This window comes from Lacibacterium aquatile (genome assembly GCF_042683105.1).
Classification (GTDB): domain Bacteria; phylum Pseudomonadota; class Alphaproteobacteria; order Elsterales; family Elsteraceae; genus Lacibacterium; species Lacibacterium aquatile.
Window position 1 is genome coordinate 213,384 of sequence record NZ_JBHUIP010000016.1, and the last position, 24,262, is coordinate 237,645.

Annotated in this window: 30 protein-coding genes; 13 read left to right on the top strand and 17 right to left on the bottom strand. The window is 61.1% G+C overall.

Going from position 1 to position 24,262, the window contains the following annotated elements:
• Positions 1-32: 32 nt before the first annotated feature.
• The gene (gene mltA / locus ACFSM5_RS20495; RefSeq protein ID WP_379878490.1) at positions 33-1,226 is read right to left on the bottom strand and encodes a murein transglycosylase A; all 1,194 of its coding nucleotides are present in this window, start codon (positions 1,224-1,226) and stop codon (positions 33-35) included.
• A gap of 12 nt (positions 1,227-1,238) precedes the next feature.
• Complete coding sequence (locus ACFSM5_RS20500) at positions 1,239-1,877, bottom strand: Tim44/TimA family putative adaptor protein (protein ID WP_379878492.1); 639 nt, start codon at positions 1,875-1,877, stop codon at positions 1,239-1,241.
• A 112-nt stretch (positions 1,878-1,989) separates the two neighbouring features.
• Between ACFSM5_RS20500 and ACFSM5_RS20505 the strand changes: the two genes are divergently transcribed.
• The 3 genes from ACFSM5_RS20505 (at position 1,990) to secB (ending at position 3,601) form a co-directional block, all read left to right on the top strand.
• The gene (locus ACFSM5_RS20505; protein WP_379878494.1) at positions 1,990-2,493 is read left to right on the top strand and encodes an FxsA family protein; all 504 of its coding nucleotides are present in this window, start codon (positions 1,990-1,992) and stop codon (positions 2,491-2,493) included.
• A gap of 9 nt (positions 2,494-2,502) precedes the next feature.
• On the top strand, positions 2,503-3,060 hold the full coding sequence (locus ACFSM5_RS20510) for a histidine phosphatase family protein (RefSeq protein WP_379878496.1): 558 nt from the start codon (positions 2,503-2,505) through the stop codon (positions 3,058-3,060).
• Between the two features lie 61 nt (positions 3,061-3,121).
• Positions 3,122-3,601: a protein-export chaperone SecB gene (gene secB, locus ACFSM5_RS20515; RefSeq protein ID WP_379878498.1), complete on the top strand. Its 480-nt coding sequence runs from the start codon at positions 3,122-3,124 to the stop codon at positions 3,599-3,601.
• 201 nt (positions 3,602-3,802) lie between these two features.
• Here the strand turns inward: secB and ACFSM5_RS20520 are convergent, their stop codons facing one another.
• The 3 genes from ACFSM5_RS20520 to ACFSM5_RS20530 form a co-directional block, all read right to left on the bottom strand.
• Complete coding sequence (locus ACFSM5_RS20520) at positions 3,803-4,606, bottom strand: exodeoxyribonuclease III (RefSeq protein ID WP_379878500.1); 804 nt, start codon at positions 4,604-4,606, stop codon at positions 3,803-3,805.
• Positions 4,607-4,681: 75 nt separating this feature from the next.
• A complete protein-coding gene (locus tag ACFSM5_RS20525) occupies positions 4,682-5,275 on the bottom strand; it encodes a LysE family translocator (RefSeq protein WP_379878503.1) in 594 nt (197 codons plus the stop codon).
• A 387-nt stretch (positions 5,276-5,662) separates the two neighbouring features.
• Positions 5,663-6,349, bottom strand: coding sequence for a fumarylacetoacetate hydrolase family protein (locus ACFSM5_RS20530; RefSeq protein ID WP_379878505.1), 687 nt, complete (start codon positions 6,347-6,349; stop codon positions 5,663-5,665).
• Between the two features lie 83 nt (positions 6,350-6,432).
• On the opposite strand from ACFSM5_RS20530, the gene ACFSM5_RS20535 reads away from it, so the two are divergent.
• Positions 6,433-7,143, top strand: coding sequence for a DUF1194 domain-containing protein (locus ACFSM5_RS20535; protein WP_379878507.1), 711 nt, complete (start codon positions 6,433-6,435; stop codon positions 7,141-7,143).
• A 117-nt stretch (positions 7,144-7,260) separates the two neighbouring features.
• On the opposite strand, the gene hisF is transcribed toward ACFSM5_RS20535, so the two are convergent.
• The 6 genes from hisF to ACFSM5_RS20565 form a co-directional block, all read right to left on the bottom strand.
• Positions 7,261-8,022, bottom strand: a complete 762-nt coding sequence (hisF, locus tag ACFSM5_RS20540) for an imidazole glycerol phosphate synthase subunit HisF (protein ID WP_379878509.1) — start codon at positions 8,020-8,022, stop codon at positions 7,261-7,263.
• A gap of 3 nt (positions 8,023-8,025) precedes the next feature.
• Complete coding sequence (gene hisA / locus ACFSM5_RS20545) at positions 8,026-8,751, bottom strand: 1-(5-phosphoribosyl)-5-[(5-phosphoribosylamino)methylideneamino]imidazole-4-carboxamide isomerase (RefSeq protein WP_379878511.1); 726 nt, start codon at positions 8,749-8,751, stop codon at positions 8,026-8,028.
• Entirely contained in the window at positions 8,748-9,290 is a 543-nt protein-coding gene (locus ACFSM5_RS20550; protein ID WP_379878513.1) for a GNAT family N-acetyltransferase, read from the bottom strand. The genes hisA and ACFSM5_RS20550 overlap by 4 nt, the downstream gene beginning before the upstream one ends.
• On the bottom strand, positions 9,287-9,928 hold the full coding sequence (gene hisH / locus ACFSM5_RS20555) for an imidazole glycerol phosphate synthase subunit HisH (RefSeq protein WP_379878515.1): 642 nt from the start codon (positions 9,926-9,928) through the stop codon (positions 9,287-9,289). The genes ACFSM5_RS20550 and hisH overlap by 4 nt, the downstream gene beginning before the upstream one ends.
• A 3-nt stretch (positions 9,929-9,931) precedes the next feature.
• Positions 9,932-10,531: an imidazoleglycerol-phosphate dehydratase HisB gene (hisB, locus tag ACFSM5_RS20560; RefSeq protein ID WP_379878517.1), complete on the bottom strand. Its 600-nt coding sequence runs from the start codon at positions 10,529-10,531 to the stop codon at positions 9,932-9,934.
• A gap of 137 nt (positions 10,532-10,668) precedes the next feature.
• Positions 10,669-12,294 (bottom strand): methyl-accepting chemotaxis protein, encoded by a 1,626-nt coding sequence (locus ACFSM5_RS20565; protein WP_379878519.1) that lies wholly within the window; start codon positions 12,292-12,294, stop codon positions 10,669-10,671.
• A 330-nt stretch (positions 12,295-12,624) separates the two neighbouring features.
• Between ACFSM5_RS20565 and ACFSM5_RS20570 the strand changes: the two genes are divergently transcribed.
• The 6 genes from ACFSM5_RS20570 (at position 12,625) to ACFSM5_RS20595 (ending at position 16,874) form a co-directional block, all read left to right on the top strand.
• Positions 12,625-12,969, top strand: a complete 345-nt coding sequence (locus ACFSM5_RS20570; protein ID WP_379878521.1) for a RidA family protein — start codon at positions 12,625-12,627, stop codon at positions 12,967-12,969.
• A 108-nt stretch (positions 12,970-13,077) separates the two neighbouring features.
• Positions 13,078-13,692, top strand: coding sequence for a hypothetical protein (locus tag ACFSM5_RS20575; protein ID WP_379878523.1), 615 nt, complete (start codon positions 13,078-13,080; stop codon positions 13,690-13,692).
• A gap of 121 nt (positions 13,693-13,813) precedes the next feature.
• Complete coding sequence (hslV, locus tag ACFSM5_RS20580; protein WP_379878525.1) at positions 13,814-14,362, top strand: ATP-dependent protease subunit HslV; 549 nt, start codon at positions 13,814-13,816, stop codon at positions 14,360-14,362.
• Positions 14,359-15,669: an ATP-dependent protease ATPase subunit HslU gene (hslU, locus tag ACFSM5_RS20585; RefSeq protein WP_379878527.1), complete on the top strand. Its 1,311-nt coding sequence runs from the start codon at positions 14,359-14,361 to the stop codon at positions 15,667-15,669. Before hslV ends, hslU begins: the two co-directional genes overlap by 4 nt.
• A gap of 153 nt (positions 15,670-15,822) precedes the next feature.
• Entirely contained in the window at positions 15,823-16,473 is a 651-nt protein-coding gene (locus ACFSM5_RS20590) for a hypothetical protein (RefSeq protein WP_379878529.1), read from the top strand.
• Positions 16,470-16,874 (top strand): PIN-like domain-containing protein, encoded by a 405-nt coding sequence (locus tag ACFSM5_RS20595; protein WP_379878531.1) that lies wholly within the window; start codon positions 16,470-16,472, stop codon positions 16,872-16,874. The genes ACFSM5_RS20590 and ACFSM5_RS20595 overlap by 4 nt, the downstream gene beginning before the upstream one ends.
• 3 nt (positions 16,875-16,877) lie before the next feature.
• On the opposite strand, the gene ACFSM5_RS20600 is transcribed toward ACFSM5_RS20595, so the two are convergent.
• The gene (locus tag ACFSM5_RS20600) at positions 16,878-17,678 is read right to left on the bottom strand and encodes a substrate-binding periplasmic protein (protein ID WP_379878533.1); all 801 of its coding nucleotides are present in this window, start codon (positions 17,676-17,678) and stop codon (positions 16,878-16,880) included.
• Positions 17,679-17,775: 97 nt separating this feature from the next.
• Positions 17,776-18,714: a LysR family transcriptional regulator gene (locus ACFSM5_RS20605; protein WP_379878535.1), complete on the bottom strand. Its 939-nt coding sequence runs from the start codon at positions 18,712-18,714 to the stop codon at positions 17,776-17,778.
• A 169-nt stretch (positions 18,715-18,883) separates the two neighbouring features.
• Between ACFSM5_RS20605 and ACFSM5_RS20610 the strand changes: the two genes are divergently transcribed.
• On the top strand, positions 18,884-19,483 hold the full coding sequence (locus tag ACFSM5_RS20610; RefSeq protein ID WP_379878537.1) for a GNAT family N-acetyltransferase: 600 nt from the start codon (positions 18,884-18,886) through the stop codon (positions 19,481-19,483).
• Positions 19,484-19,533: 50 nt separating this feature from the next.
• A complete protein-coding gene (locus tag ACFSM5_RS20615) occupies positions 19,534-19,857 on the top strand; it encodes a ribbon-helix-helix domain-containing protein (RefSeq protein ID WP_379878539.1) in 324 nt (107 codons plus the stop codon).
• A 72-nt stretch (positions 19,858-19,929) separates the two neighbouring features.
• On the opposite strand, the gene ACFSM5_RS20620 is transcribed toward ACFSM5_RS20615, so the two are convergent.
• The 4 genes from ACFSM5_RS20620 to dapF form a co-directional block, all read right to left on the bottom strand.
• Complete coding sequence (locus tag ACFSM5_RS20620) at positions 19,930-20,193, bottom strand: ribbon-helix-helix domain-containing protein (protein ID WP_379878540.1); 264 nt, start codon at positions 20,191-20,193, stop codon at positions 19,930-19,932.
• A 106-nt stretch (positions 20,194-20,299) separates the two neighbouring features.
• On the bottom strand, positions 20,300-21,235 hold the full coding sequence (gene ftsY / locus ACFSM5_RS20625; RefSeq protein WP_379878541.1) for a signal recognition particle-docking protein FtsY: 936 nt from the start codon (positions 21,233-21,235) through the stop codon (positions 20,300-20,302).
• Entirely contained in the window at positions 21,232-22,491 is a 1,260-nt protein-coding gene (gene mtaB / locus ACFSM5_RS20630; RefSeq protein WP_379879089.1) for a tRNA (N(6)-L-threonylcarbamoyladenosine(37)-C(2))-methylthiotransferase MtaB, read from the bottom strand. Before mtaB ends, ftsY begins: the two co-directional genes overlap by 4 nt.
• Positions 22,492-22,520: 29 nt before the next feature.
• Positions 22,521-23,351, bottom strand: coding sequence for a diaminopimelate epimerase (dapF, locus tag ACFSM5_RS20635; RefSeq protein WP_379878543.1), 831 nt, complete (start codon positions 23,349-23,351; stop codon positions 22,521-22,523).
• 68 nt (positions 23,352-23,419) lie between these two features.
• On the opposite strand from dapF, the gene ACFSM5_RS20640 reads away from it, so the two are divergent.
• A complete protein-coding gene (locus tag ACFSM5_RS20640) occupies positions 23,420-24,040 on the top strand; it encodes a hypothetical protein (RefSeq protein ID WP_379878545.1) in 621 nt (206 codons plus the stop codon).
• The last annotated feature ends 222 nt before the right edge of the window (positions 24,041-24,262 follow it).

Here is a 24,262-nt window from a genome sequence, read left to right on the forward strand (position 1 = left end):
TGATCCCGGGACGACGACCAAACAAAAAGCCCTTAACCGACCGGCGGCTTCAACGCCTTGGGCAGCAGCAGGAAATAGCGCCCCGGCTGCTTCATCTTGCCCGCCAGCTCTGCGGCATCGGCGCCAGCGCCCCAGAAAACATCCGCCCGCACCGCGCCGCGAATGGCACCGCCAGTGTCCTGTGCCACCGTCAGGCGGCGCAGCGGCTTGCCGTCGGGCAAGGTCAGGTCCAGGAAGACAGGCGCACCCAACGGCATGAACTTCGGATCCACGGCGATGCTGCGTCCCGGCGTCAGCGGCAGATTCTGCGCGCCCAGCGGCCCGTCACCCTGCAGTTCGCGGAAAAACACGAACGACGGATTAAGGTTCATCACCGACTTGGCTTCGCCGGGGTTCTTTTCCAGCCATGCCTGAATCGATTGCATCGAGACGGTTTCAGCCGTCAGCGCGCCGCGCCGGATGAGATCGCGACCGATGGCGTTATAAGGACGGCCGTTCTGCGCAGCATAGCCGACGCGCATAATCTTGCCGTCGGGCAGCTTGACCCGGCCCGAGCCCTGGATCTGGAGGAAGAAGGCTTCGATGGCGTCATCGACCCACACCAGCTCCAGCCCCCGGCCCGCAATCGCGCCGCCTTCGATGGCAGCCCGGTCGGGATAGGGACGCAGACGGCCATCGACGACACGACCGCCGATCCGCTCGCCCTTCCAGTCGGCGCGGAAATCCACCAGCTCGACCGTGACCAGATCGTCCGGGCGGCGATAGAGCGGAGTCTGATAAGCGCCTTCGCGACGGCGTGAGCCGCGCAGTTCCGGCTCGTAATAGCCGGTATAGAGGCCAGCCGTGCCGTCCTTGCCGCGAACTTCGTAAGGCTGGAATTCCTTTTCCACGACAGCGCGCACCGTGGCCGGTGTCGCCGCTTGAACGGCTGTGCAGGCCGGGCGCCAGTCGGCAACCTTGCCAGCCATGCCATCGGGGCCAACCGCGCGATCGTCAGCCTGCCGCAACAGCTGCCCGCAGGACAACTTCAAGGCAGGCAGGGCGGCGGCTGGGTCGTCCTGCGACCAGTCGGGGAGCGCATTGAATCCGACAGCCGACAGGCTGAGCTTTTCGGGCGTATCGGTGGCTACCGACGGGCCGGACTTTTCGCCCGGCGTGCCGCAGGCAGCCAGAATCGTCAGTGAAGCTGCCGCCAGAAGGCGAGCCGTCGCAGAAAACAATGCCATATGGGAAGTACCCTAAGACGCCTGGGTTTTGGTCGCGCTCAAATGCCAGTTTGGATCGGCCGACTTTGTATCACGGCGGAAGGTCCAAAGTTCGGTGACTTCGGTGGGTTTATCGTCCTCGCCAGCCTGTTCAGAAGCAAAGCGGACGGTCACCACGGCTTGACTACCTTCCAGCGTAACCTCGGCCAGATCGGCGGCCAGCACCTTCAGCAGGGGGCTCGGGGTCGGCTCGCCGCGCTCATCGATGCCACGGGCAAAGCTGTTGAAGACCGACGGCGACAGCAGGGGACGCAAGGCGTCTTTATCGCCAGCCGCATAGGCATCGACGATCATCTGAAAAGCGGCACGGGCGCCACCTAGGAACTGCATCTCGTTGAAGGACGGATCGACGCGCTGCAGCCGCTGAACGGATTCTGCCAGCGACAGCGGACCCTCCTCGACCACGACCGTGGTTTCCTTGTCCTTCTGCCATGTGCGCGACGGGAACGGCGTAACGTTCCCCTGATCGGTCTGTTGATCGGCCTCTGGCCGCTCGAACGGGTTCGGGCGCTGCTTCTCAAGACCCGTGCGCTTGCCGAAAACACCCAGCAAGCGGATCAGAAGAAAAGCGGCGATGACGGCGAACAACAGAATTTCAACGAACAGGCTCATGGAGCCGACAGGCCTCCCCGGGCATTACGGTAAAAGCGATTGCCAACCACGCAAGTGGCATGGAACAACCTTCCCCAGGTTACATAGGCTGCGATAGAGGAAAGAGCAAGCATTGGCCCGGCTTTTCGCCCTAGTTCCCGTTATATTGGAAGTCGCATCGCTTCTGATCGCCGGACAAGTGATCGGACCATTGGCAACTTTCGGGGCTGTCGTCGCAGGTGCGATCATCGGCGGTGCGATCCTGGTTCGGCTGGGCCGCGCCTTTTTCGCCGATCTGGACCGGACCCTGAAATCGGGTCAGGCGCCCGAAGGCCCGGTGCTGCGGGCGATTTGTCTACTAGCGGCGGGCCTGCTCTTCATCTGTCCCGGCTTCTTCTCCGATATCCTGGCGGTGCTGTTGCTGGTGCCAAGCGCGCGCGCCTTGCTTGCCCCCATGGTCTGGCGCCGGATGGTCCGACCCGGCCAATCGGCTGGGCCGCGCGGTCCCTTTGGCGGATCTCACAGCAGGGACGGACGGGGTGGCTCGACGACGATCCTCGACGGCGACTATAAGGATGTGACGGACGAGCAGAAGAAGGACGCCCCAGAAATCCTGCCGCCGCGTCGCGAAGAATAGAGGGTTAGTATGTTCCTGGTGCGTCACGGCCAGTCCGAGTTCAACAAGCACTTCAGCGCCACCGGCATCGATCCCGGCATCCGCGACCCGGCCCTGACCGACCTGGGGCGCGAACAGGCGAAAATCGCGGGCGAGGTCCTGATCGGGCGGGGGGTCGAGCACCTCTGGTGCAGCCCCTATCGCCGCGCCATCGAAACTGCCTCGATCATCGCCGACGTGCTGGGCCTGCCGATCTCCCGCATCGAACCGATGGTCGGCGAGCGGGCAGCCTATTTCTGCGACTACGGCAGTGCGCCAACCGTCCTGTCGGGCCATTTCCCCCACCTGGATTTCAGTCATCTTGCCGATCAATGGTGGCCGGATCACGAGGAGCCGCTGGCCGGCATCCAGGCCCGGTCGGTGGCCTTCCGCAGCGCGACCGACGGCCATCCGAGCCGCGACCGCCTTGCCATCGTCAGCCATTGGGGATTCATCAATGCCCTGACGGGCCTGCCAGTCCCCAATTGCGCCATCGTCCATTACCGCCTGACACCGGATCCGGTGGCCGAGGTTGTGCACGGCGAATAGACGTGCTAACCGGCTTGCAACCGGGTCTTTCGACTAAAGCCTTTCCAAAAGGAACTGTTAGATGAGTGAAGCCACTACCCCGAACGGCGCCGAAGCAACTGCTGGTGGCCCGCCGGTCGTCATCAATGCCCAGTACATCAAGGACATGTCGTTCGAAAACCCGAACGCGCCCGGTTCGCTGGTTCAGCAGACGGCCCCGCAGATCGAACTGCGTGTCAATGTCGGCGCCCGCGCGCTGACCGATGCCCTCTATGAAGTGCAGCTGTCGGTGAACGGCACCGCCAAGCATGGCGAAGAAACCGCCTTCATCGTCGAGCTGAGCTATGGCGCCGTCGTCACGCTGAACGGCGTGCCCGAAGAACACATCCAGGCTGTGCTGCTGATCGAAGTGCCGCGCCTGCTGTTCCCCTATGCCCGCAACATCGTGTCGGACACGGTCCGCGACGGCGGCTTCCCGCCGCTGATGCTGCAGCCGATCGATTTCGTCGATCTCTACCAGCGCCAGTTCGCGAACCAGCAGGAACAGACCGCCACCGCCTAATTGGCGTTGCCGATGTTTCACGGGAAACGGCCGCTCCAGGGATGGAGCGGCCGTTTTCATTTGCTCTACTTTTCGTCGTCCCCCGACTTGATCGGGGGATCTCCTCCGGGAGCTTGTCTGATTCGGCCTGACATGGTGTGGAAATCCCCCGAAGGAGATGCCCCGGATAAACCGGGGCATGACGGTAGAAATTGGGTTTTACTAGACGCTCATCGTCACAACGACGGGCGCATGGTCGCTGGCCTTTTCGACACCGCGCATGGCCTTGTGGATCTTGTAGGATTTGAGAGCCGGCACTAGATCGGGCGTCACCCAGATATGGTCCAGGCGACGGCCCTTATCGGCCAGCTCCCATTCCTTGGCGCGGTAGGACCACCACGTATAGAGCTTCTCGCTGTCCGGCACGAAATGACGCACGGCGTCGCGGAAATCTGACGCAGCCCGCCAGGCTTCGTATTTCTCCACCTCGATCGGCGTGTGGCTGACCACATCCAGCAGCTTCTTGTGCGACCAGACGTCATGTTCCAGCGGCGCGATATTGAGATCGCCCACCAGCACCATGCGATGGGCAGCGCTGGGCGGACGTTCGGTCGCGAACCACTCGCGTGTCTCATCCAGGAACGAGAGCTTGTGGGCGAATTTGTCGTTCAGCGCCGGATCCGGGATATCGCCGCCAGCGGGAACATAGAAATTATGCACCTCGATCCCCATGACCGAGGTAGCCACATGGCGGCAATCGACCTTGGAGCACCAGTTACGGTCGTCCAGCACCGTCATTGGGTGGCGGGATAGGGTGGCGACGCCGTTATAGGACTTCATGCCGCGCACTGCCTGATGCACATAGCCCAGCGCTTCGAAAGCTGCCGTCGGGAAGACGCCGTTTTCGCCTTTGATCTCCTGTAGGCACAGGACATCCGGCTGCGCATCGCGCAGGAACTGCTCGACAGTCGCGATCCGCAGGCGAACCGAATTGATGTTCCAGGTGGCGATGGTGAAGTCAGTCACGACGGGGGCTCCGCTGTTCTGGGTTTGGTCCCGTACTATAGCGATGCGGGCGCTCCCGTCATTCCGAAAGTTGCCCTAGGCTAGGATCATCACCACGCAGGCCGCCGTCAGGATCGCCATCGATCGGTTGAGCCAGGTCAGCACGGTCGGATTATCGAGCCAGCGGCGGATGGCGGCACCAAAGGCTGCCCATACGCCGACGCTGGGCAGATTGACCAACGAGAAGACGGCCGTGCCGATCAGAAGACTGGTGATGAAGCCTTCGCCTTCGGGAATGAAGCTCGCCACCGCCGTCAGCGCCATGATCCAGGCCTTCGGATTGACGAACTGGAAGGCTGCGGCCCCGAAGAATCCCAGCGGCTTGGCTCCCGTCGCCTCGCCCGGTGCCCCAGCGCGCCACAGCTTCCAGGCCAGATACAGCAGATAGGCAGCGCCCGCGATCTTCAACACCGCATGCAGACGCGGCTCGGCAGCGAACAGGGCGCCCAGCCCCAGGCCGGAGACGAACATCAGCACGGCAAAGCCAACGCTGATCCCCACCATATGCGGCAAGGTCGGCCAGAACCCGAACCGCAGACCCGAGGCGGCCAGCATGATGTTATTCGGCCCCGGCGTGATGGAGGTCACGAAGGCATAGGTGGCAAGCGCCAGGATAAGAGCCAGGGTCATAGCGGCATTCCTTTAGATCGAGGACTACAGCTTTCGACGATGAATGGCGGGCGGGCGAGCAAAAGCGTGTCGCGGTGACAAGATTTTCGGGGAGCCTACCAGCACTCCGTCGTCATCCCGGGACTTGATACCGGGATCTCCTCCGGGAGCCTGTCCCCTCTAAAACTCTGTCATCCCGGCCCCCGAGCCGGGATCCGGCCATATGTAGTGGCCAACCTCAGGCAGGGCAGAGCAACAACCAACGGCTAGATCCCGGATCAAGTCCGGGATGACAGGCTTTGCCTTACCTAAAACGCCCCAGAGGAGACCCCGGGATCAAGTCCCGGGGTGACGCGTGTTTGGGGAGATCAAAGGTCGGGATGACGAAGCAACAAGCGCTCGAAGCGCCTACTCCACAATCACCGACAACGTGCCAAGGCCTTCGATCTCGCCGTCCAGACGCTCGCCCGCCTTCACCGGGCCAACACCCTCGGGGGTGCCGGTATAGATGAGGTCGCCCGGCTTCAGTTCGACGAGGGCGGAGATTTCGGCGATGATCTCCGGCACCGACCAGATCATGTCCGACAGATCGGCCTGCTGCTTGGTGACACCGTTCACGGCGACGCGGATCGCACCTTTGCTGGGATGGCCCACGAGTTCAACCGGCCGGATCGGATTGATCGGCGCCGACTGATCGAAGCCCTTGGCCATGTCCCAGGGCTTGCCGCCCTTCTTGGCGGTTTCCTGGAGATCGCGCCGAGTCATATCGATCCCGACGGCATAGCCATAGACATGGGCCAAAGCATCGTCCGTCGCGATATTCTTGCCGCCCTTGGAGATGGCGACCACCAGTTCAATCTCGTGGTGCAGATTGGTCGTCGCCTGGGGATAGGCCATCACGGTGCCATCAAGGATGATCGCATCCGCCGGCTTGGTGAAGAAGATCGGCGCATCCTTCTTGGGATCGCCACCCATCTCCTTCACATGCTCGGCATAATTACGGCCGATACAGAAGATGCGACGCACTGGAAACTCCCCGCCGCCCGCGACCGGAACCGTGACCTGCTTAGGAGCAGCGATGACATAAGCGCACATGGCGGACTTCCTCTCTTGTCGATCTTCTGTTTCTCGCCCACGCTACCCGGCAGGAACCGATCTTCGCAAGCGAGGCCTCGCCCATGAGCACCCTCTTGTCGCGTCTCGTCCTTTCCAGCCTGGTGTGCCTAAGCCTGTCTCTTGCCAGCCCAGCCGCCCGCGCCTTCGGTGCCGGGGGGCCGCCTGTCGACCTTCTGCTGGTATTGGCGGTCGATGCCTCCGGCTCCATCGATCAGGATGAATTTGATCTGCAGAAGGACGGCATTGCCGACGCGCTGGCGGATCAGAAAGTCCTGGATGCCATCAGATCGGGCCCCTTGCAGCGGATCGCCGTTGCCTATGTCGAATGGGGCGGGCCTGGAACGGCAACCACGGTTGTCGGCTGGCAGGCCATCGAAAACCTGGGCGATGCGCAGCGGTTCGGCACCACGCTTCGGGCAGCGCCGCGCTCCTCCCAAAGCTTCAATGCCATCGGGGATGCCCTGATGCATTCGATGGACGAGATCAAGGCCGCGCCCTTCGAAGGAATGCGCGCGGTGATTGATCTGTCGGGCGACAATGGCGACAGCCGCTCCGCCACCCCGGCACCGCGCGCCCGCGATATCGTGACCGGCGAGGGCATCGTCATCAACGCGCTCGCCATTCTGGACGGGCGCGGACCCTGGTTAGAGGAAACCTACCGCCGCAGCGTGATCGGCGGCGGCGGCAGTTTCGTCAAAACCGCCAAAGACCGCGCCGACTTCGCGCGGGCCCTGCTGGAAAAGCTGGTACTGGAGATCGCGGAGGCGCCTTAGGACTTAAAGGAACTCGTCATCCCGCACTTGATGCGGGATCTCGTTCAAGCGGTCATGGCACAGAGAGATCCCGGCTCTACGGCCGGGATGACGATTTTTAAGAAGCGCGGTTTTGAGTTAAACCGGCCGCACCGGCAGGCCCGCCGCCAGCATATGGGCTTTGGCCTGCTGCACCGTGAAGGTACCGAAGTGGAAGATCGAGGCGGCCAGCACGGCGGAGGCGCCACCGATCTTGATGCCATCGACGAGGTGATCCAGCGTCCCAACGCCGCCCGACGCGATGACCGGCACCGGCACTGCGTCCGATACCCGGCGCACGAGGTCGAGGTCGAAACCAGCCTTGGTGCCGTCGCGGTCCATGGAGGTCAGCAGCACTTCACCGGCCCCTAGGCTCGCGAGGCGCTTGGCCCATTCCACCGCGTCCAGGCCAGTATTGTTGCGGCCACCGTGGGTAAAAACTTCCCACTTCTCGTCGCCGGTCTTCTTGGCGTCGATGGCGACGACCACGCACTGGCTGCCGAACTTTTCCGCCGCTTCCTGCACGAACTCCGGACGGCTGACGGCGGCGGTGTTGATCGAGACCTTGTCGGCCCCGGCCAGCAGCAGCTTGCGCACGTCTTCGACCACCCGCACGCCGCCGCCGACCGTGACCGGCATGAAGCATTGCTGCGCGGTGCGGCGCACCACGTCGTAGATCGTCTCGCGATTATCAGAGGAGGCAGTGATATCGAGGAAGGTCAGCTCGTCGGCGCCTGCCGCGTCATAGAAACGCGCCTGCTCCACCGGGTCGCCCGCATCGACCAGATCGACGAAATTGACGCCCTTCACCACGCGACCGTCTTTCACGTCAAGGCAGGGGATCAGGCGCACTTTGAGCATTTGCTAGTCCTTCAGCGCCTTGAGAGCAGCCTGCAGATCGACCCGCCCGTCATAGAGCGCACGGCCGCAGATGGCGCCCACCACGCGGGGCTCGTTCGCGGCCTTGATCGCCAGCAGATCGTCCAGCGATCCGACACCGCCCGAGGCGATGACCGGGATCGGCACCGCACGGGCCAGGGCCACGGTCGCCTCGACATTGGTGCCGGTCAGGGTGCCGTCGCGCTCGATATCCGTATAGATGATCGCGGCGACCCCGGCATCGGCAAAGGCATTGCCTAGGTCTTCGGCCTTCATGCTGCTGGTTTCGGCCCAGCCTTCAACAGCGACATAGCCGTCCTTGGCATCGATGCCGACACAGACCCGGCCGGGGAATTTTTTGGCGGCTTCGCGCACCAGCGCCGGGTTCTTCACGGCGACAGTACCCAGGATCACGCGGTTGATGCCAGCCGCCAGCCAGCCTTCGATGGTCGCGATATCGCGGATACCGCCGCCCAGCTGCACCGGCACCGGGCAGGCCTTCAGGATCGCTTCGACCGCGCTGCGATTCTCAGGCTTGCCGGAGAAAGCGCCGTCCAGATCGACCACATGCAGCCATTCGGTCCCGGCGGCGACAAACTGCGCCGCCTGATCGCCCGGGCTGTCGTTGAAGACCGTCGCCTGGTCCATGGCGCCCTTATAGAGGCGTACGCACTGGCCACCTTTCAGATCGATGGCGGGAAACAGGATCATTGGGGATCTTCCACAAGCGTCTTCGTGTAATAGAAACCGGGCACATAGGTGCCGGACACCAGGGCGTAACGCGGATGGGTCGCCCATTTTTCGTAGCCGAGGCCTTCGTACATCTGGATCGCGGCGGCCTGGGTTGCCCGGACATCGAGGTTCAGCACCCGGATGCCCATTTCGCGCGCCACCTGCTCCAACCGGCGGGTGAGGCCACGGCCGACACCATGCCCACGTGCCCAGGGCGCAACGAAGGACCCGGCAATCTGGCCGACATGGGCCTGCGCCTCATTGTTCTTCGAGGGACGCACCAGAGTCGCGGCGCCGGCGATCACACCATCCAGACGACCGATCAGCAGCTTGCGCTCCGGCACCAGCAGGACGCCCTTCCAATACCGTTCGAACACATCACGCGAGGGGGGCTGCAGCCAGCCGAAACCGCCGCCGTCGGCAATGGCAGCCACCGCCGCCTGGCACAGTTCGTCCAGATCGCGGGACGAAAGTTCGGTCGGCTGTTCGATGGAAACGGTGGCGGTTTGCGCGGTCATGGCGTCCATTCCAGGAAGTTGCCCAGCAATTTCAGGCCGGTCGCCTGGCTCTTTTCCACATGGAACTGCGTGCCGACCAGATTATCCCGGCCGACGATAGCCACCACCGGTCGCCCATAATCGCTGGTCGCGAGGATCTGCGCCGCTGGCACATCGGTCAGGTGATAGGAGTGCACAAAATAGACGTGCTCACCGGTGGCTACATCCCGCATCACCGGATGTCCATCCTGGGTTACCGTCAGTTCGTTCCAGCCCATGTGCGGGATCTTGAACTGCGGGGGCAGATCGAACTTTTCACATTTGCCCTGGATCCAGCCGAAGCCCGGATGGGTGCCGAATTCCAGCCCCGCCTCGCACATCAACTGCATGCCGACGCAGATGCCGAAGAAAGGCCTTGCCTTGGTGATGGCCACATCCTGGACGGCATCGAACAACCCCGGCACGGCCAGCAAGCCCGCGCGGCAATCGGCAAAGGCCCCCTGGCCCGGCACCACCAGCCGGTCAGCCGAGCCTACGATCTTGGCATCGCCGGAGACGATCACGTCCGCAGCCACGCCCCGCTCCAGCGCCGCCCGCTCAACCGCTTTCGCGGCCGAGGTCAGATTGCCCGAGCCGTAATCGACGACAACAACCTTCATGGCCTAGAGACTTCCGCCCAGAACGCCCTTGGTCGAGGGAACCGCATTGCTGGCGCGCGGATCGATCTCGGTCGCCTGCCGCAGGGCGCGAGCCAGCGCCTTGAAGCAGCTTTCGACGATATGGTGGTTATTCTCGCCGTAGAGATTCTCGACATGCAGGGTCAGCCCGGCAGCCTGGGCGAAGGCCTGGAACCATTCCTTGAACAGTTCGGTATCCATATCGCCCAGCTTGTCGCGGGTGAAATTGACCTTCCAGATCAGATACGGCCGGTTCGAGCAATCGAGCGCGACACGGGTCAGCGTCTCATCCATCGGGATATGGGCCGAACCATAGCGCACGATGCCCTTGCGGTCGCCGAGCGCGATGGCAAAGGCTTCGCCCAGCGCGATGCCGGTATCTTCGGTCGTGTGGTGGAAGTCGATATGCAGGTCGCCTTCGGCGCGCACATGGATGTCGAAAAGCCCATGGCGCGACAGCTGTTCCAGCATGTGGTCGAGGAAGCCGATGCCGGTCTTGACGTCGTAGCGTCCCTGACCGTCCAGATCGACCTTGACCGCGATCTTCGTTTCTTTCGTCTCGCGACGAACTTCACCAACACGCATGTCCTGCTCCTAAGCCCCGCAGATAACGCGGGCGGGGAGACTTTTAGCAGCCCCCCCGCCTCGCGGAAAGCATCGGATTCGCTTGGCGCCCTTTCTCTTTGCGAAGGGCGCCGGAGCCCGCGCGGCGCTTGAGCGACCTATGCCGCCCGCACCCGTTCGATAACAGCGCATAAATCGCGCTCCATCGCCTGGGACTGGCGCTCAAGCTCCCCCGCCGCCGAAGATACACGGGTCGCCGCCCCATGAACCGCATCGGCCGATTGTGCCAGCACGCCGACACTTTCGACGGCCCGGCGGGTGCCGATCTGCGCCTGATCCACCTCGCGCCCGATATCGCGCGTCGCCGCCGTCTGCCCGGCAACCGCATGGGTCACTTCGGTGGTGATGGCTTCCAGACCGGCAATGGTCCGGCTGATCCCATCGATGGCCTGCACGGCCTGATCGGTTCCGGCCTGAACGGCGGCAACCTGGGTCGTGATCTCCTCGGTCGCCTGGGCCGTCTGATTGGCGAGGTTCTTCACTTCGGACGCGACAACGGCAAAACCCTTACCTGCCTCGCCAGCCCGCGCTGCCTCAATGGTCGCATTCAGCGCCAGCAGGTTCGTCTGGGCGGCGATATCGGTGATGAGCTTCACCACTTCCCCAATCCGCCCCACATTGGCCGCCAGCGCTCGGATCGCCTCCTCGGATCGGGTCGTGGCTTCAGCAGCGCCCTGGGCAGCCAAGGAAGCATCATGCATCCGCCGGTCGACGGTCGCGATGGAGGCACTCAACACATCGGCTGCCGCAACCGCTGCGGCGACAGAGGAGGCCGACTGGTTAGAGGCGCTGCCGACACCCGCCGCTTCCTGGTTGGTGCTGTCCGCCGTCCGGATCAGCGACCCCGCCTCGTCCCGCATGACGGACGATGCCGTGGCGACAGCGCTGGCAGACTGGCGCACGGTTGCTTCCAAACTATCGGCCAGGGCGGTCAGCGCCGCTTTCTTTTCCTCAGCAGCCTTTTTGCGCTGGGCCGTCGCTTCGGCATCAAGCTCGCGCATCTGGTCGATATTCACCCGGAAGACCTGCACCGCCCGCGCCATATTGCCGAACTGATCGCGGCGTTTGACGTAGGGAACCTCCTGGCGCGTGTCGCCCTTGGCAATCCGCTCCATCGCGGCGCGCAGACGTTCGACAGGCTTCAGCATCAATATCGAGATCAGCAGAGTCAGCAGGAAAACGGCAAAACCCACCGCCGCGCCCGCCAGGATCATGCCATTCTCCACCTTATTGACCGAAGTGAAGAAATCATCCGCCGGAACCCCGACATAGAGGATGCCGATCACCTCGCCCGACGCATTCTTGATCGGGTCATAGCCAGTAAAGAAATTCCGCCCGAGGATATCGAGACGGCCCCGGTAGGCTTTCTTCTGAGTGAAAATCGCCTCATAGGCCGCATTACGGGCCAGCTTGGTGCCGACTGCCCGCTTGCCGTCCGGGGTCATGACATTGGTTGTCACGCGCTCGTCCATCTTGAAGATGGTTACGGTCCCGCCGACCAGCGCCTTGATCCGGTCGACAGGGGCAAAATTGCCGTCCATCACCGTCTGATCGAGCATCAGTTTGCCGTCCTTGATCGCGAAGTTTTTGCCCATGAGGCCCAGAATTTCCCAGGCAACCCGCATATTGGCCTCCTGGCGTTCGATTGCGCGCTCCTCGGCATCCGCCTCCAGCAGACGCCCGCTGACATAGAGGCTGGCCGACAAGGTGAGAGCAATCGCCATAAGATTTGTCAGAATCAATTGGACGCGAAAATGCCCAAGACGGGCTGAAATGATTTTTAATCGGCTCAAGATCCGACCCTCTCCCTAGAAAATGACGACATCTGTATTTTGATGTCGGGTTAGATGAAAATTAATGACAAATTTCAGTCAAGTAATAGCTGTAAATACTTCGGATATAGTAATCAAAAAATCTTTCTTTACTTTACGGAAAAAATATGCACGCGCGGTGCATCACTAACTGCGGAAGCCGCCGCCGACACCCGGCCCTTGTGGTGAGACGGTGTGGATGCGAAAAGGATCGGCCCATTTTCGAGCAGAAGGAAAATCCCGATGATCAATCGCATTCAGCCCGGTAAGCGCATGAGCCAGGCCGTGACCCACAATGGCATCGCCTATCTGGCCGGTCAGGTCGCCGATACTCCCAGCGCCTCGCTGCAGGACCAGACCCGCGAAGTTCTGAAGAAGATCGATGGTCTCCTGGCTGCCGCCGGTACGAGCAAGTCCAAGCTGCTGACCATCCAGGTTCTGCTGTCGAACATCGCCGATTTCGCCGCCATGAACGAAGTCTATGATGCCTGGATCGACCCGGCCAACCCCGCCACCCGCGCCTGCTATGAAGCGCGTCTGGCCGATCCGAACCTGCGTGTCGAGATCATCGCGGTTGCGGCGATCTGATTCGACAACTGAGGTCAGGTCTTTTTAGACTCATAGAGCTAAATTTTTACCACCCTCATTCGTCCGGTGGTAAAGATAGCTGACCTGACCTCAATTATCGGTAGCATAATGAAATTATGGCTTAAGCTTGCGACTAGCTTACTTATTCTTTCAGGTTGTGCCCAAACGAAAATACCCTTCGACGAAACCGATAATACTAAAGTTGGATATATTGTCGGAACAATTGGGGAATATGATCCCTTAAAAATTGCCGGAAGCTATTGGATCACGTTTTGTGAACGAGGCACTACGCGAGAGTTTAACGCTTTTTTCGTGCCGCGCGGCTTATTCGATGATCGCAAGATCGTCATTCTACAAGATGAACGCTTCACAGGCAGTGCCTTTGCTTTAAAGGTCCCCGCTGGAACGTACGATATCTGCGACACTACGGTTGCACGCGGCACAGCTTACGTGACTGCCAAAGCAAGGTTCATACAGCCGATAACCGTGGAGCCTGGCAAGGCCAACTATGTCGGACGCTTTCTTGCCATCCCGACAGCAAGAGACGGTATGCTGGGGTCTAAACACCTCAACAGCTTTCAGTGGCAAGTCAGTAACCGCCAACGGGACGACCTGATGGAGTTGACAAAAATCAACCCGGAAGCCGCAGCCTTGCCTGTCGTATCGACTGTTCCCCCTGCCACCAGTCTAATTGCACCCTTCTTCATTCGCGAAGCTCCATAAAGCGTAAGTCATGCGCTTGCTCCCTTGATCGCGCGTCCCATCCACCCCCACATAGGGGTTCCGGCAGCGCCTATCGGAGGGTTGCCCAGGTCTAGGTCTTAGACCTTTGAATGGATGGAAGATGGATCATTCGAATCCCAACACCTGGTACGGCACCACGGTCCTGTCGGTGCGCAAAGGGAACCAGGTGGTTATCGCGGCCGATGGTCAGGTGACCCTCGGCAATACGGTTCTCAAGAATAACGCACGGAAGGTCCGCCGGCTTGCCGGTGGTGCGGTTCTGGCCGGGTTCGCCGGGGCAACCGCCGATGCCTTCACGCTGTTTGAGCGCCTGGAAGCCAAGCTTGAACAATATCCCAAGCAACTGACCCGAGCCTGCGTCGAGCTGGCCAAGGATTGGCGCACCGACCGCTACCTGCGGCGTCTGGAAGCCATGATGGCGGTCGCGGATAGCGAGGTTTCGCTGATCCTGTCCGGCAATGGCGACGTGCTGGAGCCTGAAGAGGGCGTCATCGGCATCGGCTCCGGCGGGCCCTATGCCCTGTCGGCCGCCCGCGCGCTGGTGGATATCGAAGGGCTGGACGCGGAAGCGATCGCCCGCAAGGCGATGCGGATCGCCGGTGATATCTGCATCTACACCAACCAGAATGTGACGCTGGAACGGCTATGACCAATTTTTCTCCGCGCGAGATCGTCTCCGAACTCGACCGCTATATCGTCGGCCAGAACGACGCCAAGCGCGCCGTCGCCATCGCCCTGCGCAACCGCTGGCGCCGCCAGCAGCTGCCTGAAGGTCTGAAAGAAGAGGTTCTGCCCAAGAACATCCTGATGATCGGACCGACCGGCGTCGGCAAGACCGAGATTGCCCGCCGTCTGGCGCGCCTCGCCAACGCGCCCTTCATCAAGATCGAAGCCACCAAATTCACCGAAGTCGGCTACGTCGGCCGCGATGTCGAGCAGATCGTGCGCGACCTGCTGGAAATTTCGATCGCACTGACCCGCGAGACGATGCGCAAGGAAGTAGAAACCAAGGCCGAGGCACGCGCCGAGGACCGGGTGATCGACGCCCTCGTCGGATCGACCGCGACCCCAGAAACCAAGCAGAAGTTCCGCAAGATGCTCCGCGAAGGCCAGTTGGCCGACAAGGAGATCGAGATCCAGGTCGAGGATACCGGCGGCATGCAAATGCCGAACTTCGAGATCCCCGGTATGCCCGGCGCCAATGTCGGCATGATCAACCTGCAGGATATGTTCGGCAAAGCCTTCGCCGGTCGCACCAAGGCCCGCAAGATGACGGTGGCAGAAAGCCACAAGATCCTGCTGGCCGAGGAAAGCGACAAGCTCCTGGATCAAGAAAAAGTCACCCGCGCGGCTATCGAAGCGGTCGAGCAGAATGGCATCGTCTTCCTGGACGAGATCGACAAGATCTGCGCGCGGTCCGAGCGGGGCGGGGCGGATGTCAGCCGCGAAGGCGTGCAACGCGATCTGCTGCCGCTGATCGAAGGCACGACAGTTTCGACCAAACACGGGCCGGTGAAGACGGACCATGTGCTCTTCATCGCCTCGGGCGCCTTCCATGTCGCCAAGCCGTCGGACCTGCTGCCCGAACTCCAGGGCCGCCTGCCGATCCGGGTCGAGCTGTCGGCCCTGACCCGCGAAGATCTGAAGCGCATCCTGACCGAACCGGAAGCCAGCCTGATCCGCCAGTATCGCGCCCTCATGCTGACCGAAGGCGTGACCTTGGAGGTGACCGAGGATGCCATCGACGCGATGGCCGACCTAGCGGCCGAGATCAACGCTTCGGTGGAAAACATCGGCGCCCGGCGTCTGCATACGGTACTGGAACGGCTGCTCGACGAGATCAGCTTCACCGCGCCGGACCGGGGCGGCGAAACCATCGTCGTGAATGCCGACAGCGTCCGCGAACGCGTGGCTCCGCTCGCCAAGAACGCCGATCTGTCGAAGTTCATTCTTTAAAATAGAGCCTGTCATCCCGGACCTGATCCGGGATCTTGTGTTGCAGAACCGCGTAGAAATAGCGGTTGAGTCTGTCCACTCGAGATCCCGGCTCTTCGGCCGGGATGACAGTTCTTGTTTGATGCCGCTTAAGACCTGCTGTATCCAGCAAATATGGCCCAGGTTTTTCTCGGCGTTGGTCTCTATTCGGTCAATCAAGCCGCCCAGTTGCTCAAACGCGAGCCCTCCCGTCTCCGGCGATGGCTGGTCGGTCGGCGCTATCGCGCGGCGGACGGGTCGGAAAAATGGTCGGCGCCGCTGCTGTCCAGCCAGATCGGCATTATCGACGGTCAGCTGGTCTTAAGCTTCCGCGACCTCATGGAACTGCGCGCACTTGATCGGTTCCTTGCGGCCGGGCTTTCTGTGCGGCTGCTACGCAAAGCCATGGTGATGGCGCGCGAGGCTTTTCAGGATGGCCGCCCCCTGTCGAACCGCCGCTTCGGCACCGATGGCCGTACGCTGTTCGCGGGTGGCGACGGCATGATGCTCGACCTTGTGTCCGGCCAATATGCGCCTGTCCCGCTGATCGCCCCGAGCCTTGCCAGCGATTGCGAATTCGATGCGGCCTCAATGCCCCTGCGCTGGTGGCCGCTGGGCCGGGCGAGCGGAATCGTCCTCGATCCCGGCCGCGCCTTCGGGCAACCCCTGCTGGATAGGCTGGGCGTGCCGGTTTCGGTCCTGACGGCGGCTGCAGGTGATTGCTTCGGGGCAACGCCTGACGAGCTGCACGCTGCCCGCGACTTCGAAACTTGGCTCGCCGCATGAAACTGCTGGTCGCGCCATCCCTGCCGCCGATCCTGGCCGATGCCCTCGCCTTGCTGCTCGCGCCCGAAGGCATCGAGGTCGTGCATCACTCCCGCCGCTTCCCGACCGACACCAGCGATCAGCATTGGATCCTGACCCTGTCGGCCGAGGATGCGGGCTGGGTGGTGTTGACGGCCGATCCTGCCCTGATCGCCAGCCCTGCCGGGCGTCTGTGCTGGCGGCAGAGCGGTCTGATCGGCCTCGTTCTCTCTCCCGCCTATCGGAACCTGCGACCGGCAGAGATAGCCTCGCGCCTACTCGCCCTCTGGCCGCGTCTGAAAGACTGGGCGGCCGGGGCCAAGGGAGGGCAAGCCGCTATCGTTCCTTCCGCCCGCATTGTCCGCAGCCTCAAGATCCTCTGATCGTCAGGATCCGGTGTCTATATGACGGCGGCGCAGAGTTTCCAACCGCCCGTCTATCTGCATCTTGTCCAGCAGTTCATCGATGACCTCTTTCAACCGGGCGCCTGTCGCTGTGGGCTGGATCAACATATGGAACCGGGTCGGAGGGGTTTCCGGTAGTGGGCCATTGCTGATCTCGGCATGTTGCAACCAGCTTTTTCCGATCAGCTCAAAACCAGCCATGATCTCCTGCTTTTCGACAAAGAGATCGCAATGGCCAAATGCCAGCTTCAGCATCACCTGCCGATGGTCGCGCGCCTCGTAATCGATCCGACGGGCCACATTCTGCAGATGAGCGTAGTTGAAGCCGTTGAGGCCGCAGAGACTATACTCCCGCAGCTCCTCAAGCTTGGTGAGGCGCAACCCGTTCGGAAAGCGGCTCTTGCTGAAATAATAATGGTCGTGAGCGGAGAAATAGGCTTGGCTGAACAGATAACGTTTGGCCCTATCCGCATTCCAAGTCGCATTGAGAGCCAGATGCTGGCGGCCTGCCTCTACTTCGGCCTGGCATCGCGCCCACGGCATCAGCGTGAACCTTGTTTCAATACCCAGATCGGCGGCGATTTCCTGAATAATCGCGACCGAATATCCCGTTACACGTTCTGTTGGTTGTGCAGTTCCATCTCGCATCCGATAGGTCAATGGCGGAACTTCAAGTTCATCTTCGCATACTAATATTTGTGAGGGCACGGTTTCGTCTGCTTTCGCGGAGACAATAGAAACCGCAGTCAATAATGCTAACCAGAGGCCTAGGCGCGCAACCATTTTGGTTTTCCATTTATTAATGGACGCGTAACAAATCCCAAGTAGGTATCGATGAATATAACTATAGATTTATAACATACCGTTAAAACGGTTTGAGCTATTCGCTGATCACAGACGTAGTCGCCATCCATTGGCTATACTCTTCCCGCAGATAGCTCAGCATCGCCTCGACACGGGCTGCGCGACCGGTTTCCGCATGGCTGACCAGGATGACCGGAAGGGTGGGACGTTCCCAATCAACGGCCAGCCGCACAAGATCCGGTACAACTTCGCGCGCATAGTCAGACAGCAGAGCGATCCCCAAGCCCGCACGGCATGCCGCCACCAGCGCCGCCGACGAATTGGTCTGGATCGCGACCCGTTCAGGCTTATCCGCAAGCGCCGTCCAACCGGCCCAGAGACCGTCGCGGGGGTAATAATCATGCAGCACCAACCGATGCCCATCCGCCATTTCGCCAAGCGTCTTCGGAGTGCCATAGTTAGCCAGATAGTTCGGTGACGCATAGAAGCTGAAGGGCATGGCGCCCAGAACCTCGACACGGCTGTTGGCTTCGTTTGTATGGCCCAGCCGCAGGACAATGTCGGCCTCCAGCCGGTCCAGCCGGGGATCGGTTTCCGAACAATGTAACTGGACCTGGATATCTGGGTAACTCAACCCGAAACGTGGCAACCGGGGCGTGATCCAGAACACACCGAAACCATCGGTCGAGCCGATACGGACCGGTCCCGCCAGTCTGCTGTCGCCGGCGATTACCTGTTGGCGCACCTCGAACAGGATCTGCTCCATCCGCTCGGCCTGGCGCCGCAGGGCAATGCCGTCGTCGGTCAGCAGCACGCCCTGGGCGGTCCGAACCGCCAGCAGGCTCCCTAACCGATGTTCAAGCAAGGCTACACGTCGACTAATGGTACTCTGGTGAGTATTCAAAGCATTGGCAGCCCGGGAAAAACTGCCGTTCCGCGCGACCTCCAAAAAGTAGCGCAAGTCATTCCAGTCAAGATCGTTCGTGTTCGGCTCGTTTTGCTCGGATCTAGTCATAGGGCATCATTCCGCTCATTTTCAGCCGACGCAACAAGGAAGTCTCGGTTCCTTGGGCTATGCATGTATGCATGACAGATTGTATTTTTACTTATCTTCCGAGCCGATGCGATGCACCGCTAGACTGTCCCCGTACCCGCTTATGATCGACTACCGAAGGGGCTTCCAGATGTCCGAAGGTATCCGTATTAAAGTCGCCGGGACAGCCGAAGATCGTGAAATGGCCTTCATGATACGATCTGCGGTATTCATTGGCGAACAAAAGTGTCCTTATTTCGAAGAGTTTGACGGCAACGACTATAGTGCGACGCACCTCATCGGCTTTTGTAATGATGAACCTGCAGCAACAGCCCGCCTAAGATATTTCTCTGATTGTATAAAACTTGAGCGCTTTGCGGTGCGGAGTGAATTCAGAGGAACTGAGATAACCACTTGCTTGATCGATTTCGCATTCGCTTTTTGTCAGCAGAAGGGATACACCCGAGTCTATGGGCATGCACAAAAGCGATTACTCCGTTTCTGGCGCAAGCATGGATTTAGGCTGATGAATAAGCCGCCGTTTCACTTCTCGGATGCCGAGTATGTGGCAATGGTGGCCGATATCGATCCCAAGTCCAGCGCGTTGGGAATGATGAGCGACGATACTGTGCTATTGAGGCCCGAAGGCAACTGGGATCGCCCCGGTATTCTGGAGCGGTCCATGATGCGTCCGGCACGCGACGTGCCAAGGGATCGAGGCCATGGAGCCGGTGAATTGAGCGCGTCTTAGGATGTGCTCGCCCCGGAGGTCAAGATCCCGGACGTAAACGGGAGAGGGTGATGACGACGAGGGGAACCAGCGGTCTGCTCGATCAGGCAATGGCCCGGATGGCGCAGACCACCGACCGCGCCGTGCCGCAACTGCGCAACATCGTAGTGCGGGGACGTCGGACGTCGATCCGCCTGCCCGGCGATATGTGGGATGCGCTCGAGGAAATCGCCAAGCGCGAAGACCTTACCATGGAAGAACTGGCCGATGCTGCCGAAGCTATGCGCCCGGATGGGACCACCACTTTCACCGCGGCAATGCGCCTGCTGATCCTCAACTACTGGCGTCATGCTGCCCTGAATCCCTTGCCTGAGCGTAACTTCGCGGTCGCCTGATCCGGGGTGAACAGCACAAAAGAAAAGGCCGGACAATGTCCGGCCTTTTTTCTTAGTCGCAGATTTTCAGAACTACTCTTTTGGATTCCGTCGCCCACGGTGCCAGAGGATAGCAACGCTCCAAAGCGCTTCCTCCAAGGGTCGCACGCCTTTTACTTTGGCGATTCGTGCCAACAGAGCCACCAGGGGCAAGCCCTCATTCCGGGCAATATCGGTAAGCGCCGCCCAGAGTGCGGCCGGTAGGCTGACTTCGGTGACAGCATCGCTCAACGTAAAGCGTCGAGACTGATTATTTCCCGATTCATCCTTGGACGTCGGGTCCAACGGCTCTTGCATCCCTAGTCCCTGACTAATCTTCGGGGTCGGCGGATTTGCGTACTATACAATCAAAAGTTGGTTCGTCTACCTGTCAATCATCGAGCATACGTGACAAAATAGAGGCTTAAGCTTCTGGAAGTCCCATCAAGGATCGCGCAAAAGCAGTCGCAGAGAAAGGCCGCAAATCATCAGCCTTTTCTCCCACACCAATGGCATGCACCGGCAGGCCCGTCTGGTCCGCAAGCGCTACGACAACGCCGCCTTTAGCCGTGCCATCAAGCTTAGTCATGACTAATCCTGTGACATCAACAATTTCGCGGAAAACGCTAACCTGCGAATGGGCATTTTGGCCCACCGTGGAATCGAGCACGAGAAGGCATGCGTGGGGCGCAGTGGTATCTACCTTGCGCATGACACGAACGATTTTCGCCAATTCCTGCATCAGGTCGGTCTTGTTCTGCAGGCGCCCGGCGGTATCGATCAGAAGCAGATCAGCCTTGTTCTCACGGGCTTCCAGAACCGCATCATAAGCCAGAGCCGCAGCATCGGCGCCTTCGGTGCGCGCTATCACAGGGCAGCCAGTGCGGGCGCCCCAGATCTTCAGTTGCTCGACCGCCGCCGCGCGGAAGGTATCCCCCGCCGCCAGCATCACATTCAGGCCCTGTTCGCGATGATATTGCGCCAGCTTACCGATGGTAGTGGTTTTGCCTGAGCCATTGACGCCAACCACCAGCACCACATGCGGCCGGTTCGCGGGATCGATTTCCAGGGGCTTTGCCACCGGGGTCAGGATCTCGGCGATATCCTCGGCCAGGGCCGTGCGGACTTCCTCGTCGCTGACATCCTTGCCGAAGCGGGTTTTGCGCAGATTGCCGGTCAGCTTGGCGGCCGTCTTCACCCCAAGATCCGAAGCGATCAACAGCTCTTCCAGTTCCTCGATCGCCTCATCATCAAGGCGCCGCTTGGTGAAAATCGCTGCGATCCCGCCGGTGAGCTTGTCCGAGGATTTGGCGAGCCCCTGGGTAAGCCGTTTGAACCAACCGACCTTCTGCTCGCTCACACCAATTCTCCGACCAAAAATTCACCCGTCCGGCTACGCACGGTCACATCGGCAAAGCGACCGGCAACCAGCCCCGCCGCCTTCACCGGCGCAAACTGGCTGGAACGGCCAGTGCCGTCTTCTTCGGCCAGCACCCGGAAGGTCCGGCCGATCTGGGTATCCAGGAAGCCTTGTAGCGCGGCATCGCCCTTGGCACGCAGGCGGGCAGCGCGTTCCTTGATCAGCGGCCCTGCCAGCTGCGGCATACGCGCTGCGGGCGTGCCGGGGCGGGGGGAATAGGGGAAGACGTGCAGGTAGGTCAGCCGAGCCTCATCCACGATCCGCAGGCTATCCTCGAAATGCTCGTCGGTCTCGGTCGGAAAACCAGCGATGATATCGCAGCCAAAGACCGTATCGGGCCGCAGGCTCAAAGCACGCTCGGCAACCTTGATGGCATCGCTGCGCAGATGGCGGCGCTTCATGCGCTTCAGGATCAGATCCGCACCGGCCTGGAGCGACAGATGGAGATGCGGCATCAACCGTTCTTCTTCGGCCAAGGCGCGCCACAGATCCTCGTCGATCTCCACCGGATCGAGGGAGGAGAGACGCAGGCGCGGTAACTCCGGCACCAGCTTCAGGATGCGTCGGACCAGATTACCGAGGCTCGGCTTGCCCGGCAGGTCGGCACCGTAGGAGGTGACATCCACCCCGGTCAGCACGATCTCGGAATAGCCATTCTCGACCAGCGTGCGGACCTGCTGCACCACTTCGCCTGCGGGGACCGAGCGCGAATTACCCCGGCCATAGGGGATGATGCAGAAGGTGCAGCGGTGATCGCAGCCCTGCTGGACCTGTACAAAGGCCCGCGCCCGACCGTCGAACCCCTGGATCAGATGGTTGGCGGTTTCCTTGACGGCCATGATGTCATTGACCGACACCCGGATAGCCGACATGCCGTCGCCATAGCTTTCGGCCTTCATCTTGGCGTCATTGCCGATCACCCGATCCACCTCGGGCATCTCGGCGAAGCGGCCAGGGTTCACCTGGGCAGCGCAGCCGGTAACAATGATGCGGGCATTCGGGTTTTCACGGCGCGCGCGGCGGATCGCCTGCCGGGCCTGGCGTTCAGCCTCGTTGGTGACGGCGCAGGTATTGAAGATGATCGCGTTATTCTCGCCAGCATCGGACGCCAGCGTGCGCATCACCTCGGATTCATAGGCATTGAGGCGGCAGCCGAATGTCACGACGCGCGGCTCACCGGCGGCGCCGATCACCATCGCGCCGCTGCCCTCTTCCCGTGCTTCAGTCAAGCGACCAGCTCCGGCGCCAATATGCCCGTGTAGGAGGTGGCAATCGGCCCGGTCATCAGGACGTGGCCGTCGCTTTCCCGCCATTCGATGGTCAGCGGTCCGCCATCCATCATGACCTCGGCCTTGCGGTCGACCAGCCCCCGGCGCACGGATGCTACCAGCGCCGCGCAGGCACCCGAGCCACAGGCCCGCGTGATCCCCGCGCCGCGCTCCCACACCCGGAAGCGGATGTGCTGGCGATCCTTCACCGAGACAAAACCGATATTGGCGCGATTGGGGAAAAAAGCGTGGCGTTCCAGCAGCGGACCGACATGGGCCAGATCGACGGCATCGGCATCCGGCACAAAAAAGGTCGCATGGGGATTGCCCATATTGGTGCCGACCGGATCGCTATAGCCCTCGACACTGACCGGCATATGCAGCGTGTCGCATTCGGCTGCCACAGGGATCTCCTGCCAGCCCAGGCGCGCCGCCCCCATATCCACCGTGATCAATTCACCGGCGCGATTGGCAGGCAGCAGGCCGGAGACTGTTTCGAGCACGGCCTTGTCACCGCCGCTCTCACCCATCAACAGCCAGGCGACACAGCGCGAGGCATTGCCGCAGGCCCCAGCTTCGGAGCCATCGGGATTATAAATCCGCATGAATGCTGTCGCATCCGGGGTAGCCGTTGGCTCGATCACGATCAGCTGATCGAAGCCCACGCCGGTCTTGCGATCGCCAATGGCACGAATAGACGCCTCGGTCAGAGCCAAGGGTCCCGAGCGGCCATCGATCACGACAAAATCGTTTCCGAGGCCATGCATCTTGCGAAAAGACAGCGCCATGGGTTCTAAGTAATCCGAAAGGTGCCATCCGACAAGTTGGTGCTTCGCAACCCAGCCGCCAAAAAAGCATGAACCTCGTTTATGGAAATAAGCCGCGACGGCTGTTCCTGCTGGTCGATCCCACGGATCCGGCCGTGCGGACCCATATCGGCTTGCAAGGTGCAATCGAGGTTCTGCCGACCGTTCCGGCATCAACCGGCTATCATAATGCCCTGAATGCCGACGCGTCGACCGAGGATATGATCGAGCGGTTCCGAGTTACCAATGCCGCGATCTATCCGCCGCGCAGCCGGGCGATCTTCGCCTTCGACCGGATCGATGACGCCTGGGGCTATGCCGATACACTCCCCGCCAAGACTGCCAAGCGGATCCTGAAGATCGCCGAGACCGAGGGTACCTATCTGCTGTCCCTGCACGATGCCAGCTGGGTCAATCTCCTGCGGGGTCATCGCGCGATCCCGAGCGAGCTGGTGCAGATGGCTTGCGAAAGCTATTGGCGCGGCGAGACGCTGCTCTCCAAGGCCTCCCAGCTGGGCCAGCATGGCGGACGCCGGGTGCCGGTGCTGCAGGCGCTGTTCTTCGGACGGCTGGTCTTCCCGAACCGAGTATTCGACAAAGCCGACGTCGCAAGACCGACTGGACGCAGACCACTCCCGGCCGAAGCCGAAGAGACACCGGTGGATGATTAGGTTTCTCTGATCTCAGAATAAATCTCGTCATGCCCCGGTTTATCCAGGGCATCTCCCCTGAAGGCGCTTCCATACGGGCTTGAAACAACCGGACAAGCTCCCGGAGGGGATCCCCCGAACAAGTCGGGGGATGACGAAAAATAGGGAAAAACGCCCTACCAGCTTGCGCAAAGAAAAAGGCGCGGAGCATCAACCCGCGCCTTCTTTGCATCGCTGACCGCG